The organism is Dickeya sp. NCPPB 3274, from assembly GCF_000406205.1.
Taxonomy (GTDB): Bacteria; Pseudomonadota; Gammaproteobacteria; order Enterobacterales; family Enterobacteriaceae; genus Dickeya; species Dickeya fangzhongdai.
Map to the genome: position 1 here is coordinate 1,183,372 of NZ_CM001979.1, position 17,855 is coordinate 1,201,226.

Annotated in this window: 15 protein-coding genes; 12 read left to right on the plus strand and 3 right to left on the minus strand. The window is 54.3% G+C overall.

Annotated features, from left to right (window positions below; translation table 11 throughout):
• Position 1 precedes the first annotated feature (1 nt).
• On the minus strand, positions 2–580 hold the full coding sequence (locus tag DXX3274_RS06075; RefSeq protein ID WP_038661242.1) for a lipoprotein: 579 nt from the start codon (positions 578–580) through the stop codon (positions 2–4).
• Positions 581–909: 329 nt separating this feature from the next.
• Between DXX3274_RS06075 and bolA the strand changes: the two genes are divergently transcribed.
• From bolA to DXX3274_RS06120, 8 genes are all read left to right on the plus strand, one after another.
• Positions 910–1,224 carry a transcriptional regulator BolA gene (bolA, locus tag DXX3274_RS06085; RefSeq protein ID WP_042859073.1) on the plus strand — a complete coding sequence of 105 codons (315 nt, stop codon included), beginning with the start codon at positions 910–912 and terminating at the stop codon, positions 1,222–1,224.
• A 312-nt stretch (positions 1,225–1,536) separates the two neighbouring features.
• On the plus strand, positions 1,537–2,841 hold the full coding sequence (gene tig, locus DXX3274_RS06090; protein WP_042859074.1) for a trigger factor: 1,305 nt from the start codon (positions 1,537–1,539) through the stop codon (positions 2,839–2,841).
• A gap of 404 nt (positions 2,842–3,245) precedes the next feature.
• The gene (gene clpP / locus DXX3274_RS06095) at positions 3,246–3,869 is read left to right on the plus strand and encodes an ATP-dependent Clp endopeptidase proteolytic subunit ClpP (RefSeq protein ID WP_042859075.1); all 624 of its coding nucleotides are present in this window, start codon (positions 3,246–3,248) and stop codon (positions 3,867–3,869) included.
• A 127-nt stretch (positions 3,870–3,996) separates the two neighbouring features.
• Positions 3,997–5,271, plus strand: a complete 1,275-nt coding sequence (gene clpX, locus DXX3274_RS06100) for an ATP-dependent protease ATP-binding subunit ClpX (protein WP_038661234.1) — start codon at positions 3,997–3,999, stop codon at positions 5,269–5,271.
• A gap of 188 nt (positions 5,272–5,459) precedes the next feature.
• Positions 5,460–7,823 carry an endopeptidase La gene (gene lon / locus DXX3274_RS06105; protein ID WP_013316856.1) on the plus strand — a complete coding sequence of 788 codons (2,364 nt, stop codon included), beginning with the start codon at positions 5,460–5,462 and terminating at the stop codon, positions 7,821–7,823.
• Between the two features lie 194 nt (positions 7,824–8,017).
• Positions 8,018–8,290 carry a nucleoid-associated protein HU-beta gene (gene hupB / locus DXX3274_RS06110; protein ID WP_012770737.1) on the plus strand — a complete coding sequence of 91 codons (273 nt, stop codon included), beginning with the start codon at positions 8,018–8,020 and terminating at the stop codon, positions 8,288–8,290.
• 255 nt (positions 8,291–8,545) lie between these two features.
• Positions 8,546–10,426 carry a peptidylprolyl isomerase gene (ppiD, locus tag DXX3274_RS06115; RefSeq protein WP_042859076.1) on the plus strand — a complete coding sequence of 627 codons (1,881 nt, stop codon included), beginning with the start codon at positions 8,546–8,548 and terminating at the stop codon, positions 10,424–10,426.
• 138 nt (positions 10,427–10,564) lie between these two features.
• Positions 10,565–10,939, plus strand: coding sequence for a helix-hairpin-helix domain-containing protein (locus DXX3274_RS06120; RefSeq protein WP_042859077.1), 375 nt, complete (start codon positions 10,565–10,567; stop codon positions 10,937–10,939).
• 111 nt (positions 10,940–11,050) lie between these two features.
• Here DXX3274_RS06120 and queC read toward each other — a convergent pair whose 3' ends face one another.
• Positions 11,051–11,746, minus strand: a complete 696-nt coding sequence (gene queC / locus DXX3274_RS06125; RefSeq protein WP_042859078.1) for a 7-cyano-7-deazaguanine synthase QueC — start codon at positions 11,744–11,746, stop codon at positions 11,051–11,053.
• A gap of 123 nt (positions 11,747–11,869) precedes the next feature.
• Entirely contained in the window at positions 11,870–12,922 is a 1,053-nt protein-coding gene (locus DXX3274_RS06130) for a PLP-dependent cysteine synthase family protein (protein WP_042859079.1), read from the minus strand.
• A 179-nt stretch (positions 12,923–13,101) separates the two neighbouring features.
• Here DXX3274_RS06130 and DXX3274_RS06135 point away from each other — a divergent pair, with 179 nt between their 5' ends.
• The 4 genes from DXX3274_RS06135 (at position 13,102) to glnK (ending at position 17,826) form a co-directional block, all read left to right on the plus strand.
• Positions 13,102–13,563, plus strand: a complete 462-nt coding sequence (locus DXX3274_RS06135) for an Lrp/AsnC family transcriptional regulator (protein ID WP_013316862.1) — start codon at positions 13,102–13,104, stop codon at positions 13,561–13,563.
• Between the two features lie 77 nt (positions 13,564–13,640).
• The gene (locus tag DXX3274_RS06140; protein ID WP_042859080.1) at positions 13,641–15,407 is read left to right on the plus strand and encodes a SmdA family multidrug ABC transporter permease/ATP-binding protein; all 1,767 of its coding nucleotides are present in this window, start codon (positions 13,641–13,643) and stop codon (positions 15,405–15,407) included.
• The gene (locus DXX3274_RS06145) at positions 15,400–17,193 is read left to right on the plus strand and encodes a SmdB family multidrug efflux ABC transporter permease/ATP-binding protein (protein ID WP_042859081.1); all 1,794 of its coding nucleotides are present in this window, start codon (positions 15,400–15,402) and stop codon (positions 17,191–17,193) included. The genes DXX3274_RS06140 and DXX3274_RS06145 overlap by 8 nt, the downstream gene beginning before the upstream one ends.
• Positions 17,194–17,487: 294 nt before the next feature.
• Positions 17,488–17,826 carry a P-II family nitrogen regulator gene (glnK, locus tag DXX3274_RS06150; RefSeq protein ID WP_002208627.1) on the plus strand — a complete coding sequence of 113 codons (339 nt, stop codon included), beginning with the start codon at positions 17,488–17,490 and terminating at the stop codon, positions 17,824–17,826.
• Positions 17,827–17,855 lie beyond the last annotated feature (29 nt).

A 17,855-nucleotide genomic window follows, 5' to 3' on the forward strand; every position in this document is an offset into this window, starting at 1 on the left:
GTTACCGGGAGTTGGTTTTGATGAAGGTACTAATGCTGGTGTCCTGAGCCATATCGCTAATGACATCACTCAACACCTGATTGACCGACTCGGTAATCTTGCTGTTAGTGGCGGTAAGCGCGCCCTGTACATTATAGCTGGCGCGATAGTTCTTGATCTGCTTATTGCCGTTGGCGGCCTGCGCGATAATGGAGATATCCGCGCGGGTGGTGATGTTGTAGCGCAGATTGCCTTCGGCGACATCAGCATACAGGGTATTAACCACCACCTGCAGCGCCACCGGGCCGCCGGTGCCGATCATGTAACCGCGGGTCGACATCTGTTTCTCCAGCACTTCCTGCAGCAGGAAACGCAAATCGCGCGACGGTGTCAGGGTCACTAACTGGCCGTCACGGTTGACCCGCGCCAGCGACTGGTCGGCACGCTGGTCGGCGCCGTTAATGCTGATGGTCACTCCCATCAGGGTCGGATCCTGCGACGGCAGTGCGATTTTCGGGGTGACATCCAGCGTGTTGCTCTTGCTGGCGCATCCTGCCAGCACGAGTGCGGCGAACAACGGGAAAATGAATTTTTTTAACATGCGTGTCTTCTCGTCATGAAACGGTGGTTGGCTGATAAACATAGTCCGGTATCATATCATCGTCTTGGACAAGGGAAAGAGCAGAAAGTGGTCAGTATCCTGCTGAGCTGCATTCCTTTTTTCCAGCGTGCTATGCGTGAGTGACGTCTGGAACCGGATAATGGCATGTCGGGTTGATGAATCCGCCTTGTCGCCGCGTATCCGGATAGTCGATATATTCCCATTAATAATCAAAAAATGAATAAAATTGAAGTGGATAAGCGAGCAGTCAGTGATAAAAGGCCGTTTTATCGACGCAATTTTCACTGACGCCTGAAAAAGGTAACCCTATGATTCGTGAAACGATAGAAGCCAAGTTGCGTGCGGAGTTTGAACCGCAACGCATTGAAGTTATTGACGAAAGTTATCGTCATAACGTGCCTGCCGGCTCTGAAAGCCATTTCAAGGTGGTGCTGGTCAGTGAATGCTTTACCGGCGAGCGGGTGATTGGCCGTCATCGCGCGATTTACCGTGTATTGGCTGATGAACTGGCGGGGGCGGTGCATGCGCTGGCGCTGCATACCTACACGCCGAAAGAGTGGCTGGACCTGCAGATGGCGGTGCCTTCGTCTCCGCCCTGTGGCGGCGCGGGATTGCAGCGTTAAGTGACGTGATTCGCCCAGCGCCGAACCGCCGGCAACGCCGATTGATCCATTTACAGATGGTTTGCAGATGAAAAGTGTGAAAGCCCTCCGCCAATAGTCTGGTTACTCTCCTCGACTCGGTCTATCGATGCCGCTATAATGCCGCGTCTTATTTTCCGGAATGTATTCGGGACGCTTCTGAGTATAGGGAACTGGTCCGGTAAAATGGCCGTCCTGGTTCTGTGAGACTGTGATCAGCAAGGTTGCCCCAGGGCGCTTTATGAAAACGGCCTCTGAGGTTGACCGAGCACTGTGATTTTTTGAGGTAACAAGATGCAAGTTTCAGTTGAAACCACTCAAGGCCTTGGGCGCCGCGTAACGATTACCGTTGCTGCTGACAGCATTGAGAATGCCGTTAAGAGCGAACTGGTCAATGTGGCTAAAAAAGTTCGTATCGATGGTTTCCGCAAAGGCAAAGTGCCGGCGAAAATTGTTGAGCAGCGCTACGGCGCATCCGTCCGTCAGGACGTGCTGGGCGATCTGATGCAGCGTCACTTCGTTGATGCCATCATCAAAGAAAAAATCAACCCGGCTGGCGCGCCGAACTATGTTCCGGGCGAGTACCAGATCGGTGGTGATTTTACCTACTCCGTAGAGTTCGAAGTTTATCCGGAAGTCGAGCTGAAAGATCTGGACACTATCGAGGTTGAAAAACCGCTGGTGGACGTTTCTGAAACCGACGTCGACGGCATGCTGGATACCCTGCGCAAACAGCAGGCAACCTGGAAAGAAACCGATCGCGTCGCGACTGCTGAAGACCGCGTAACCATCGATTTCACCGGTTCTGTCGGCGGTGAAGAATTCGAAGGCGGCAAAGCCTCCGATTTCGTTCTGGCTATGGGCCAGGGCCGTATGATCCCGGGCTTCGAAGACGGTATCGTTGGTCACAAAGCGGGCGATGAATTCACCATCGAGGTGAAATTCCCGGAAGACTACCACGCTGAAAACCTGAAAGGTCAGGAAGCTAAATTCGCCATCGTGCTGAAGAAAGTGGAAGAGCGTGAACTGCCGGAACTGACTGCCGATTTCATCAAACGCTTTGGCGTTGAAGACGGTTCTCTGGATGGCCTGCGCGCCGAAGTCCGTAAGAATATGGAGCGCGAGCTGAAAGGCGCGATCCGCAACCGCGTAAAAACTCAGGTTATCGACGGTCTGGTCAAGGCGAACGACATTGATGTGCCGGCCGCACTGATCGACAGCGAAGTCGATGTACTGCGCCGTCAGGCTGCTCAGCGTTTCGGCGGCAATGAAAAACAGGCTCTGGAACTGCCGCGCGAACTGTTCGAAGAGCAGGCTAAACGCCGCGTTGTTGTTGGCCTGCTGCTGGGCGAAGTGATCGCTTCCAACGAGCTGAAAGCCGATGAAGATCGCGTCAACGTGCTGATCGACGAAATCGCTTCTGCGTACGAAGATCCGCGTGAAGTGGTTGAGTACTACAAGAAAAACAAAGAAATGATGAACAATATGCGTAACGTAGCCCTGGAAGAACAGGCGATCGAAACGCTGTTGTCCAAGGCGAAAGTGGTAGAAAAAGCGGTCAGCTTCAACGAGCTGATGAATCAGACAACCGCTGCCTAATCACGCTTTTTCACCTGAAATCGTTTCTTCAAAAAGCCCGCGGCTTATGCTGCGGGCTTTTTCTTCCCTGATGCGACAAACTGAACGGCCTGCCGCCAGGTCCTGCCAAATCTGCACTATGATTAATAGCGATTAATCTATTGATGGCTGATTAATCAAGGCGCAATCAAACCCGCTTGCAGCGCAGGATATCGCTTTAACCAAAATGAATCGCTGGTGTAAGCTTGAAAAAGGATGCATCGGTCCCCAACTGGTTAATACCGCGTAGATTGCATCGTCAGGGAAACTCGCCCGATTCCGGCGACGGAGAGATGGCTAACTGCGTGTCTGAGCATGGTCATCACTTTCCATCTCAAGTAGAATCAGGCGGTATGCGCCAAATGCATTTTATCTAGGAGACGTTAATGTCATACAGTGGCGAACAAGAAAAACAGGCCCCTCACATGGCTTTGGTGCCGATGGTAGTTGAGCAGACTTCGCGTGGGGAGCGTTCTTACGATATCTATTCCCGACTCCTGAAGGAGCGCGTGATCTTTTTGACCGGTCAGGTCGAAGATCACATGGCTAACCTGATTGTGGCGCAGATGCTGTTTCTGGAAGCCGAAAACCCTGAAAAAGATATCTACCTGTACATTAACTCTCCAGGGGGCGTGATCACCGCCGGCATGTCGATTTACGACACCATGCAATTTATTAAGCCGGATGTCAGCACCATCTGTATGGGACAAGCGGCGTCGATGGGCGCTTTCCTGCTGACGGCGGGTACCAAGGGCAAGCGCTTCTGCCTGCCGAATTCCCGAGTGATGATCCACCAGCCGCTGGGCGGATTCCAGGGGCAGGCGACGGATATCGAGATTCACGCTAAAGAGATCCTCAAGGTGAAGGCTCGGATGAACGAGTTGATGGCCAAACATACCGGTCAGCCTCTTGAAGTAATAGAAAGGGACACGGAGCGTGACCGTTTCCTCTCTGCTGCTGAGGCAGTAGACTATGGGTTAGTAGATTCTGTACTTACCCATCGTGAATAACGCCAGGGATGCGAAATAGCCAGATGACGCGGGGTGCCGGCCATTATGGTAGTAGGCTGGCGTTTGCTGTGGCGCGATTGCTATGTGGTTGGCCTGCGGGCAAGAGACTAGAGAAGAGGTTTGACTCATGACAGATAAGCGCAAAGACGGTTCAGGAAAACTGCTGTACTGTTCTTTCTGCGGCAAAAGCCAACACGAGGTTCGTAAGCTGATCGCCGGGCCTTCAGTGTATATCTGCGATGAATGTGTTGACTTGTGTAACGACATTATTCGCGAAGAAATTAAAGAAGTAGCGCCACACCGTGAGCGCAGTGCGTTGCCGACGCCACACGAAATCCGCCGTCATCTGGACGATTATGTTATCGGTCAGGAGCAGGCGAAAAAGGTGCTGGCGGTTGCTGTCTACAACCACTACAAACGTCTGCGTAATGGCGACAGTAATAATGGTGTCGAACTGGGCAAAAGCAACATCCTGCTGATCGGTCCGACCGGTAGCGGGAAAACATTGCTGGCGGAAACGCTGGCTCGTTTCCTGGATGTGCCTTTCACTATGGCTGACGCCACCACGCTGACCGAGGCCGGTTACGTGGGCGAGGACGTTGAAAACATTATCCAGAAGCTGTTGCAGAAGTGTGACTACGATGTGCAGAAAGCCCAGCGCGGTATTGTCTACATCGATGAAATCGACAAGATTTCCCGTAAATCCGACAACCCGTCCATCACTCGCGACGTGTCCGGTGAAGGGGTGCAGCAGGCGTTGCTGAAGCTGATTGAAGGCACCATCGCCGCTGTTCCGCCGCAAGGGGGGCGTAAGCACCCGCAGCAGGAGTTTTTGCAGGTGGATACCTCCAAAATCCTGTTTATCTGTGGCGGCGCCTTCGCCGGGTTGGACAAGGTTATTGAACAGCGTACCGATACCGGTCGCGGCATTGGTTTCAACGCGACGGTGAAGGGCCTGTCCCAGAAGGCGACAGAGGGTGAACTGCTGAGCCAGGTGGAGCCGGGCGATTTGATCAAGTTTGGTCTTATTCCCGAGTTTATCGGGCGCTTGCCGGTGGTAGCGACGCTGAAAGAGCTGGATGAGGAAGCGTTGATCCAGATCCTGCGCGAGCCGAAGAACGCGCTGACCAAACAGTATCAGGCGCTTTTCAAACTGGAAGGCGCAGAGCTGGAATTCCGAGACGAAGCGTTGACCGCCATTGCGAAAAAAGCCATGGCGCGCAAGACCGGCGCTCGTGGTTTGCGCTCCATCGTAGAAGCGGCGCTGTTGGAAACCATGTACGACCTGCCTTCGCTGGAAAACGTGGATAAAGTGGTGATCGACGATTCTGTCATTTCGGGGCAAACCGAGCCGCTGCTGATTTACGGCAAGCCTGAAGCACAGCAGGCATCTGGCGAATAATTAGCCTAAAAAACAACGGTAAACGATAAAATGGGGGGTTTTAGCCCCCCATTTTTTTTTACACACGTTCAGTCGTTGAATGTGAGATATTTATCCCCATATACTCGATTACCTATAGGCGAAACCCGTGATGCCCGCGTTTCACGGATTCCCTTAACCTGGCGGAAACGAAACTAAGAGAGAGCTCTATGAACCCTGAGCGTTCCGAACGCATAGAAATCCCCGTATTGCCGTTGCGCGATGTGGTGGTTTATCCGCACATGGTCATTCCGTTGTTTGTTGGTCGGGAGAAATCAATTCGGTGCCTTGAAGCGGCTATGGATCACGACAAAAAGATCATGCTGGTGGCACAGAAAGAAGCCTCAACGGATGAGCCTGGTGTTAACGATCTTTTCTCGGTAGGGACGGTCGCCTCTATTCTTCAAATGCTGAAACTGCCTGATGGCACCGTGAAGGTGCTGGTGGAAGGCTTGCAGCGAGCGCGCATCACGACACTCTCTGACAGCGGAGAACATTTTGCGGCCCAGGCGGAATACCTGGAGTCGCCGGCAATTGAAGAGCGTGAGCAGGAAGTGCTCATGCGCACGGCCATCAATCAGTTTGAAGGCTACATCAAACTGAACAAGAAAATTCCCCCTGAAGTATTAACGTCTCTTAATAGTATTGATGATGCGGCGCGTCTTGCCGACACCATCGCCGCGCACATGCCGCTAAAGCTGGCGGACAAACAGTCTGTGCTGGAAATGTCCGACGTGACCGAACGTCTGGAATACCTGATGGCGATGATGGAGTCCGAGATTGACCTGTTGCAGGTGGAGAAACGGATCCGCAGTCGCGTCAAAAAACAGATGGAAAAAAGCCAGCGCGAGTATTACCTGAATGAGCAGATGAAGGCCATTCAGAAAGAGCTGGGAGAGATGGATGACGCGCCTGACGAACAGGAAGCGCTGAAACGCAAGATCGAATCCGCCAGCATGCCGAAAGAGGCGCGTGAAAAAGCCGAAGCCGAGTTGCAGAAGCTGCGTATGATGTCGCCGATGTCGGCTGAAGCGACCGTGGTGCGCAGCTACATCGACTGGATGGTGCAGGTGCCGTGGCAGGCGCGCAGCAAAGTGAAGAAAGATCTGGTCAAAGCCCAGGAAATGCTGGACAGCGACCACTATGGTCTGGAGCGCGTCAAGGAACGCATCCTCGAATATTTGGCGGTGCAGAGCCGTGTCAGCAAGATCAGAGGGCCGATCCTGTGTCTGGTCGGGCCGCCGGGAGTGGGTAAAACCTCTCTGGGTCAGTCGATCGCCAAAGCCACCGGCCGTAAATATGTGCGTATGGCGTTGGGCGGCGTGCGTGATGAAGCGGAAATCCGTGGTCATCGCCGTACCTATATCGGTTCCATGCCGGGCAAGCTGATTCAGAAGATGGCGAAAGTGGGGGTGAAAAACCCGCTGTTCCTGTTGGACGAGATCGACAAGATGTCCTCCGATATGCGCGGCGACCCGGCTTCCGCGTTGCTGGAAGTGCTGGATCCGGAACAGAACGTGGCGTTTAACGATCACTATCTGGAAGTGGATTACGACCTGTCCGACGTGATGTTTGTGGCGACGTCCAACTCCATGAATATTCCGGCGCCGTTGCTGGATCGTATGGAAGTGATCCGTCTGTCCGGTTATACCGAGGACGAAAAACTCAATATCGCCCGTCAGCATTTGCTGCCGAAGCAGATTGAGCGCAACGCCCTGAAAAAAGGCGAACTGACGGTCGAAGATAGCGCCATTATCGGTATTATCCGCTATTACACCCGCGAAGCCGGGGTGCGTAGTCTGGAGCGCGAAATCTCTAAACTGTGCCGTAAAGCGGTGAAATCGCTGATGATGGACAAAGCTCTCAAGCATATCCAGATCACCGGCGACAACCTGAAGGAATATCTCGGCGTTCAACGTTACGATTACGGCCGTGCGGACGAAGAGAACCGCGTGGGCCAGGTAACGGGTCTTGCCTGGACGGAAGTGGGCGGCGACTTGCTGACCATCGAAACCGCCAGCGTCCCGGGCAAAGGCAAGCTGACCTATACCGGTTCGCTGGGCGAGGTCATGCAGGAGTCGATTCAGGCGGCGCTGACCGTGGTGCGCGCCAGAGCGGAAAAGCTGGGGATCAACTCCGACTTTTATGAAAAGCGCGATATCCACGTGCATGTGCCGGAAGGCGCTACGCCGAAAGACGGCCCGAGCGCCGGTATCGCTATGTGTACCGCATTGGTGTCCTGCCTGACCGGCAACCCGGTGCGCGCCGATGTGGCGATGACCGGTGAAATCACCCTGCGCGGGCTGGTGCTGCCGATTGGCGGGTTGAAAGAGAAACTGCTGGCCGCGCATCGCGGCGGGATCAAGACCGTGCTGATTCCGGAAGAGAACAAGCGCGATCTGGAAGAGATTCCGCAGAATGTGATTGCCGACCTGGAGATTCACCCGGTCAAACGCATTGAGGAAGTGCTCACTATTGCTTTGCAGAATTCGCCTTATGGCATGGATGTGGTGAAGTCGGTAGCCAAAAAATAGTGACCTATCGCAAAAACCACTGAGAAAATAAAGGCTGGTAAGTAAAATGGTGCTTGCCAGCCTTTTTTCGTGCCGCTAAGTTAGAGCACTGTCGAGCCTGCTGGCAGGTAGTCTGCGGCTTGACTGAATTGATAAAGCTACGTGTTGCGCTGGACGCTCTGGCGTAATGACAGTATTTCAGAGGGGATGAGAGTGTGAACAAGTCACAATTGATCGACAAAATTGCCGCAGATGCTGATATTTCCAAAGCGGCAGCAGGGCGTGTGTTGGATGCAATTATTGGGTCTGTTACTGAATCTCTGAAAGCAGGGGATGACGTTGCTTTAGTCGGTTTTGGTACGTTCTCCGTGCGTGAGCGCGCAGCACGCACCGGCCGTAACCCGCAAACCGGGAAAGAAATCAGCATTCCGGCCGCTAAAGTGCCGGGTTTCCGTGCCGGCAAAGCACTGAAAGACTCAGTGAATTGATGAGTAAGTAGCAAAATCTGAGGTGGGACGGTTTTCCAGTCCAAACAACTACCTGACTCAGCGTACTGGGTAGGGTAAGATATAAGGCGCATCATGGTATGATGTGCCTTTTTTTACAGGTCATTAAGATTACTGTTATCAGGCAAATACTTGAGTGCGCCCTAGCCGAGTGCGGCTATAGCAATAGCAGGGAGGCATGGCTACGGCCTGCGCAGGGGAAGTGTTATCCATTCTACAGCGGAGTGTTGTCACATTATGATGGACAATTTACGCGCGGCCGCTAACAACGTCGTGCTGAAAATTATTCTTGCCTTGATTATTGGTTCATTCGTGTTGACCGGCGTGGGGGATTACCTGATACGAGGTTCAGGTGACTACGCGGCCAAGGTGAATGGGCAGGAAATTACCCGAGCTCAGCTTGAGCAGGGCGTACAGAACGAGCGCAGTCGTCAGCAGGAGATGCTGGGAGAGAATTTCTCCGCGCTGGCTGCCAACGAAGGGTATATGCAGCAGTTGCGCAGGCAGGTACTGTCGCAGCTGATCGACGAAACGCTGGTTGTTCAATATGCCCATACATTGGGGTTGAATATCAGCGACGAACAGGTCAAGCAGGCGATTTTCTCTGTGCCTGAGTTCCAGACCAACAACCGTTTCGATAATGATAAATACCTGGCGCAGGTGAGTCAGCTGGGGCTGACGCCGGATGCCTACGCGCAGTTTCTGCGCAAGCAGCTGTTAACCCAGCAATTGATTCGCGGGCTGGGCAATACTGACTTCGTGTTGCAGCAGGAGCTTGATAACCTGGTGGCGATGGCGGCGCAGGATCGCACCATTCGCACGGCAACTATCGATCTGAGCGCCCGCGCCAAGAACCAGACCGTTTCTGATGAGGAAGTGAAAAACTTCTACGATCAGAACAAGGGACGCTACCTGGCGCCAGAGCAGTTCAAAGTCGGCTATATCATGCTGGATGCCGCTTCCATCATGGATAAAACCAAGGTGGATAACACGGATATCGCGGCCTACTACGAGCAGCATAAGAGCGAGTTCACCCAGCCGGAACGTAAAAAATACAGCGTCATTCAGGTGAAAACCGAAGCAGACGCCAGAGCCGCGTTGGAGCAACTGAAGAAAGGCGCTGATTTTGCCGCGCTGGCTAAAGAGAAATCCACCGACATCGTTTCCCGTCGTAATGGCGGCGACCTGGGCTGGATGGATAGCGGTTCTACGGTGGATGAAATCAAACAGGCCGGTCTGAAAGAGAAAGGCCAGTTGTCTGACGTCATCAAATCCTCGGTCGGCTACCTGATTATTCGTCTGGATGATATTCAGGCGCAGCGCGTCAAGGCGCTGGACGAAGTTCGTGCCGATTTGGCGGAGAAGGTAAAACGCGAGAAAGCGCTGGATGCGTTCTATTCTTTGCAGCAGAAAATCAGCGAAGCCGCCAGCAACGATAATGAATCGTTGGCCTCCGCTGAGAAAGTCGCCAATGTCAAAGCGGTTCAGACCGACTGGTTCACGCGTGACAATGTGCCGGCTGCATTGAACTTTCAGCCGGTCACCCAGGCGATTTTCGGTGGTTCGCTGGTCGGCGAAAATGGCACGCCGGGTAATAACTCGGATGTGATCAGCGTTGAGGGCGACCGTGCGTTTGTATTGCGTGTGACCGAACATAAACCGGAAGCGACCCAGTCGCTGGATCAGGTGCGTGATCAGGTGGTTCAGACGCTGAAACGCCAGAAAGCCGAGCAGCAGGCCAAGGTTGAAGCTGAAAAGATTATGGCTGACCTTTATCAGGGGAAAACCGACAGCCTGACGGCTGCTGGCCTGAGCTTTAGCGCAGCGAAAGAGATGTCCTCGACCGGGCAGACCGATGCGCTGGCCGAAACGGTGTTTGCGATGCAGCAGCCGAAGAAAGACAAGCCTTCTTACGCGGTGGCTCAGGATCAGGCCGGCAATGTCGTGCTGATTGCGCTGGACGCAGTGAAGCCGCATGTCTTGTCGGATGATCAGAAGAAACAGTTCGGCGCCCAGGTAGAACAGAGTTCTGTCGGCGCGCTGTTTGACACCTTGCTGATGAGCCTGCGCAGTCAGGCGAAGATCAAGTACGGTAGCGCTGCGCAAGAAGTGCAATAAACCTCGCAGAATTCTGCAAATCACTGCAACATCCAAAGGCCGCTTTCGCGGCCTTTTCCACATTTTCAGTTTGCTGTTTGCCGTGTTTTGATGGCTCGGGCATTGTGACCGTGCTGTCAAACACAAGGAGGAAGCAGCATGAAAAATTCAGGAATCAAAGCATTATGTCTGATTGTGGGGATGAGTTTTGCCGGGGTGTCAACGTGGCTTCATGCCTCGCCAGCCGTGACGGCACCGGATAAAACCAGCGTCGCTGCGGTGAAGTCCGCTTCGCCTGAGCAGAAGCTTGAAAAGGCGACGACGTCGGCGACAGATGAAGAGGAAGTGAGTATTAACACCGCAACGGCGGAACAACTGGCCGCGGCGCTCAATGGGGTAGGACTGAAAAAGGCGCAGGCGATTGTGTCTTATCGTGAGCAAAATGGGCCGTTTACCCAGATTGAACAACTGCAGGAAGTGCCGGGAATCGGCAGTGCGTTGATCGAGCGTAACCAGTCCCGTTTGCGTCTTTAAGTCGGAGCATCGTCGGGGAAAACTGACACAACGCAATTCCCCGGCAGTAGCGAAAGCAGAATGTGAAAGATCAGTACCAGACAAGCGTTGGCTTGTCTGGTCCCGGTACCTTCATTTCAGACCGGTTTTTTGCTTCAGGGAAGCCATCACGGCCGATGGGTTATGCTGGTATTCCGCCAGCCCTTTTGCCCGCAGGTGGCATGCGGCGCACTGCCCGCACCCCGTTCCTTTAATACCGTTGTAGCAGGTAAGCGTATGGTTTTTAACGGTATCAAGCTGCTGATAATAGTCCGCCAGCGCCCAGGTTTCTGCCTTGTTGAGCCACATCAGCGGTGTGACAAAGTGAATGTCTCTTGCCAGACCCAGCGTTACCGCTTGATTCAACGCTTTGACGAATTCGTCGCGGCAGTCGGGGTAACCGGAAAAGTCGGTTTCGCAGACACCGGTAATAACGGTGTCCGCACCTACCTGGTAGGCGTAAATCGAGGCCAGCGTCAGAAAAAGAATATTTCGACCGGGAACAAAGGTACTGGGCAACCCGTCGGCATTGGCATCAAATTCGGGGACAGGGATATTGTCACGGGTCAGGCTACTGACCGCCAGCTCGTTGAGCAAGCCGACATTCAGCACCTTGTGCGCTCTGGCTCCCAACGCCTGCGCCAGCTCCGCGGCGACGTCGATTTCAGCGCGGTGGCGTTGCCCGTAATCAAATGTGACGCAATGGACTTCATCATACTGCTGCAGGGCCTGTATCAGGCAGGTGGTGGAATCCTGTCCACCACTGAAAACTACAACTGCGCTTGTCATTCTCGTTCACCCTCATGCGTGGGAGCCGCCAGGCGGCCGCTATCCGTCAACCATATTCTGACTATGGTACCTGAAATCCCGGCGCAGTTCAGCGTAAGGGGAACTCGGCCTCCCAGAGAACCGTCAGGGAATACGATATCCTTCAGTCAGTTGCTGAAGATAAGGGGTGATATCGCCAATCTGGGCGCGTACCCAATCCTGATTGTAGTAAGTGTCGAGATAGCGCTCGCCGCTGTCACACAGCAGCGTGACGATCGCACCGCGGCGCCCTTCCGCCACCATTTGTCCGGCCAGTTGCAGCATACCCCAGACATTCGTGCCGGTGGACGGGCCGACCTTGCGCCCCAGAATCCGCTCCAGCCAGTAAAGGGTGGCGATACTGGCGGCGTCGGGCACTTTCATCATGTCGTCGATAACGCCGGGGATAAACGATGGCTCGGCGCGCGGGCGGCCGATTCCTTCGATACGGCTGCTGCATTTCCCGATGAGCGTACGATCTTGCTGGCGATAGCAGTCGTAGAACACCGAGTTTTCCGGATCCACCACCACCAGTTGCGTATCCAAGCCTTTGTAACGGATGTAGCGCCCCAGCGTGGCGGACGTCCCGCCCGTGCCGGCGCTCATCACCAAATAGTCCGGTACCGGGAACGGTTCGCGCTCCATTTGCCGGTAGATGCTGTCCGCGATGTTGTTATTGCCGCGCCAGTCGGTGGCGCGTTCGGCGTACGTGAACTGATCCATGTAGTGGCCATGCAGTTCTTTGGCCAGCGCTTCGGAGGCGGCGTAAATCTGGCCGGATTGTTCAACGAAATGGCAATTCCCGCCGTAGAACGTGATTTGTTCGATTTTCCGTCTGGCGGTACAGGCAGGCATCACGGCAATAAACGGCAGCCCCAGCAAGCGGGCGAAATAGGCCTCCGACACGGCGGTACTGCCGGACGAGGCTTCAATAATCGGCGTGCCCTCATTAATCCAGCCGTTGCACAGACCGTACAGAAACAGGGAGCGGGCAAGGCGGTGTTTCAGACTGCCGCTCGGATGCGTGCTCTCATCCTTGAGGTAAAAGTAGATGCCGGGGTAGTCCGGCAAGGTCAGGCGAATCAGGTGAGTGTCTGCCGAACGTTGAAAATCGGCCTCAATCGCGCTGACGGCGTCGCGTACCCAGGTGCTGGTCATGTGATGTTGTCCTGCTGAATAAGAGTTATGTTTTCAAAGCTTGTTTCGCCATCCGACGCGCAACGCGTAGGCACAATGGCGAGGATAGGATTTAGCGTATCGGTTTTTGCAGAAAAAAAGATTGCCTTTTTGTTTGTAAAAAGGGCTAATGAGAGAAAATTTTTCTCTTTTATGTCGCCATGCTGGATAAAACCGATCGTATGTTGCTGTCATTGCTGCAGCAGGATTGTACTCTGTCGTTACAGGCGCTGGCCGAGGCGGTGAACCTGACGTCCACCCCTTGCTGGAAACGGCTAAAGCGGCTGGAGGATGACGGGTACATCAAGTCCCGCGTCGCTTTGTTGGATAATGAAAAGCTGGGGCTGGGGCTGACGGCATTTGTGTTGTTGAAAACCCAGCAGCACAACAGCGCCTGGTACCAGGAGTTTTCCCATTTTGTCTCCGATATGCCCGAGGTGCTGGCGTTTTACCGTATGGCGGGAGAATACGATTATCTGATGCAGGTTCAGGTGGCGGATATGAAAAGCTATGACGCTTTTTACAAACGGCTGGTCAATGGCATACCGGGGTTGGTTGATGTCACATCCAGTTTCGCTATGGAGTGCATGAAACAGACAACGGCTTTGCCCCTGCAGGTATAAAATTTATTCGCCATACACTTTATGTATAATAATCTGTTCCCTGCATCATAATTCTGTAGCTAATGGACTGAAATCGCGTGAGACTTTTTGTTCAACTAGGATGGTATTTCCGCCGTGAATGGAAGCGCTATCTGGGGGCGGTAATCCTATTGATTGTGATTGCTATCCTGCAATTGCTGCCGCCCAGACTGGTTGGCATCATTGTTGACGGCGTAACGCAGCGTCAAATGGCCACGAGCACGGTACTGTGGTGGATTGGCGGGATTCTTCTGGTTGCGTTATTGACCTATCTGTTGCGCTATTTCTGGCGCATCTGGCTATTTGGCGCAGCCTATCAACTGGCCGTTGAGCTGCGTGAAGATTTCTATCGCCAACTGAGCCGACAGCATCCTGCTTTTTACCTTCGCCATCGCACCGGAGACCTGATCGCTCGCGCGACCAATGACGTGGATCGGGTGGTCTTCGCCGCCGGGGAAGGGGTGTTGACGCTGGTGGATTCGCTGGTGATGGGGTGCGCGGTACTGGTGGTGATGTGTACCCAACTCAGTTGGCAACTGACGCTAATAGCGCTGGCGCCGATGCCGCTGATGGCGGTGATCATCAAACGTTATGGTACGCAGTTGCATCAGCGTTTCAAAGACGCGCAGGCGGCATTCTCCTCGCTCAATGACCATGCCCAGGAGAGCCTCACCAGTATCCGCATGATTAAAGCGTTTGGTCTGGAAGATCACCAGTCAGGCAGTTTCGCCCGGGTCGCCGCCGACGCCGGTCAGAAAAACATGCGAGTGGCGCGGGTGGATGCGCGTTTCGACCCGACGATTTATATCGCGGTGGCCTTCTGCAACCTGCTGGCGGTAGGGGGCGGCAGTTGGATGGTGATTAATGGTTCTATGACGTTGGGGTCGTTGACCAGTTTTGTGATGTACCTTGGCCTGATGATTTGGCCGATGCTGGCGCTGGCCTGGATGTTTAATATTGTCGAGCGCGGCAGCGCCGCCTATAGCCGCATCCGTCAGCTCTTGTCTGAGGCTCCGGTGGTGGTGGATGGCTCTCAGGCGCTGCCTGCCCAGCCGGGAACGCTGGTTGCGGAGATTACCGCCTTCCATTACCCGGGGCATTCGGCGTCGGTGCTCAATGATGTCCGTTTTACGCTGGCGCCGGGGAAAACCCTGGGGCTTTGCGGCCCGACCGGTTCCGGCAAGAGTACGCTGCTGGCATTGCTGCTGCGTTATTTTGATGTCGAACAAGGGCAGATTACCTATCACCAACAGCCATTAAACCAGATTCGACTGGATGAGCTGCGAAGCCGATTTGCAGTAGTCGGCCAGACGCCGTTCCTGTTTTCGGACTCGGTAGCCAACAATATTGCGCTGGGGCGCCCTGATGCTTCCCAACAACAGATTGAAGAAGCGGCGCGGCTGGCAAATGTGCATGACGATATTCTTCGCTTGCCGCAGGGGTATCAGACCGAAGTCGGCGAACGTGGGGTGATGCTGTCCGGCGGCCAGAAACAGCGCATCGCCATTGCCCGTGCGCTACTGTTGGAAGCTGAAGTGCTGGTGCTGGATGATGCGTTGTCTGCGGTGGATGGTCGCACGGAGCACCAGATTTTGAGTAATTTGCGTCAGTGGGGGCAGAGGCGAACGCTAATTATCAGCGCGCATCGTTTGTCGGCGCTGGTGGATGCCGATGAAATTCTGGTGTTGCAGCAAGGGCATGTCGCGCAATGCGGCGATCATGGGCAACTGTCGCAGCAGGCCGGCTGGTATCGCGATATGTATCGTTATCAACAACTGGAAGCCGCGCTGGATGATTCACCCCATGAGGAGCGACCGCATGAGTAATTCCCGGGCATTATGGCCGACGCTGAAGCGGTTGCTGGCTTACGGTCTGCCGTGGAAAAAAACGGTAGGGGCCGGAGTTTTGCTGCTGTGGGTGGCGGCGGGCGCGGAAGTAGCGGGGCCGGTACTGGTCAGCTATTTCATTGACCATCTGGTGAGCAAAGGCGAATTTCCGCTGATGATGGCGGCCGGGTTGGCGGTAGGGTATATCGTGCTGCAGGGGATTGCGGCGCTATTGCATTATGTTCAGGCGCTGATGTTCAACCGGGTGGCGGTTGGCGTCGTGCAACAGCTGCGCATTGATGTGATGGATGCGGCGTTGCGTCAACCGTTAGCGGTGTTCGATACCCAACCGGTCGGGCAATTGATCTCCCGCGTGACCAACGATACGGAAGTGGTCCGTGACCTGTATGTGATGGTGGTGGGCAGCGTGTTGCGCAGCGCGGCGCTGATTGGGGCGATGCTGATAGCCATGTTCAGTCTGGACTGGCGCATGGCGCTGGTGGCGCTGACCATTTTTCCGGCGGTCGCGATTGTCATGGTGATTTATCAACGCTACAGCACGCCGATTGTCCGGCGGATGCGCAGTTATCTGGCGGACATCAACGATGGTTTTAACGAGTCCATCAGCGGCATGAGCGTTATCCAGCAGTTCCGTCAGCAGATACGGTTTGGCAAAAAGCTGAGTGACGCCAGTTGGTCGCATTATGATGCGCGCATGCAGACGCTACGGCTGGACGGCTTTCTGCTGCGCCCGCTGTTGAGCCTGTTTTCGGCATTGGTGATGTGCGGCCTGTTGTTGCAATTCGGGTTCAGTTCGGTCGGCTCAGTCGGGGTTGGGGTGCTGTATGCCTTTATCAACTATCTGGGGCGTCTGAATGAGCCGTTGATTGAACTCACCACCCAGCAGTCAATGTTGCAGCAAGCTGTCGTCGCGGGAGAGCGTATTTTTGAGCTGATGGACGGCGCCCGCCAGCGTTATGGCGACGATGTTCGTGCGCTGGAGAGCGGGCGTATCGATATCAATCAGATGACGTTTTCCTACCATAAAGGCAAGCCGGTGCTGCATGACATCGAGTTGCACGTGCCGGATCGCGGATTTGTCGCGTTGGTTGGGCATACCGGGAGCGGCAAGAGTACGCTGGCAAGCCTGCTAATGGGGTATTACGCGCCGGATAGCGGGGAAATCCGTCTGGATGATCGCTCGTTGCCGACGTTGTCGCATCAGGTGCTGCGTCAGCATGTGGCGATGGTGCAACAGGATCCGGTAGTGCTGGCTGACTCCATGTATGCCAATGTTACGCTGGGGCGCGACATCAGTGAGGAAAACGTCTGGCAGGTGCTGGAAGCGGTACAACTGGCGCCGCTGGTGCGAGACATGCCGGAAGGTGTTCATACTCGTATCGGCGAGCAAGGGAACAACCTGTCGGTGGGGCAAAAACAGCTGCTGGCGCTGGCCAGAGTGCTGGTGGCGGCTCCCAGAATTCTGATTCTGGATGAAGCGACCGCCAATATCGATTCCGGCACCGAGCAGGCTATCCAGCGCGCATTACGGCTGGTGCGTTCTCACACCACGCTAGTGGTGATCGCGCATCGCCTGTCAACCATTGTCGAGGCGGACAACATTCTGGTGCTGCACCACGGTAAAACGGTGGAGCAGGGAACACACGAACAGTTGCTGACGAAGGAAGGGCGTTATTACCAGATGTACCAGTTGCAGCAGGCGAGCCGAGAGTTGGCCTTTTCGCAACCGCACGATGCTTCCGAACTGATATCTCAGGCACCATGACTGCCAACGCAGTGCAGCGTTTCGCACCATAATTTGGCAGAGCCCGCCTTGTTGTGCAGTGTGCTGCACTGAAACCAAGCGCGATGCACTATTTTTGTGCGTTGCGCGCTCCTGTTTTTCCTATTCATTGTCCATACTTCATACAGTCATCTTCCTTTCTGTCCCTAACGGGTCGCGTTTTATCGCTTTTGCTTCGGCTCAACATTTATGGCACACGATTTGCTTTAAGTGATGTGTGGACATATTTGAGAGTGACGGGCGCAGGCCTGAACTTACATGGTTAGGGGGATGAGGATGAAACTGGTTACTGTGGTAATTAAACCGTTCAAGCTGGAAGACGTACGCGAAGCATTGTCTTCTGTAGGCATCCAGGGGCTCACCGTCACTGAGGTGAAAGGGTTTGGGCGTCAGAAAGGGCATGCGGAACTGTATCGTGGCGCGGAGTACAGCGTTAACTTTTTGCCAAAAGTGAAAATTGACATCGCGATTGCCGACGACCAGTTGGATGAAGTTATCGATGTCATCAGTAAAGCCGCCTACACCGGTAAGATTGGCGATGGCAAAATCTTTGTCGCGGAACTGCAGCGTGTCATCCGTATCCGCACCGGCGAAACTGACGAAGCCGCACTATAACAATTACCTGATTTAGCCTTATTAAATAG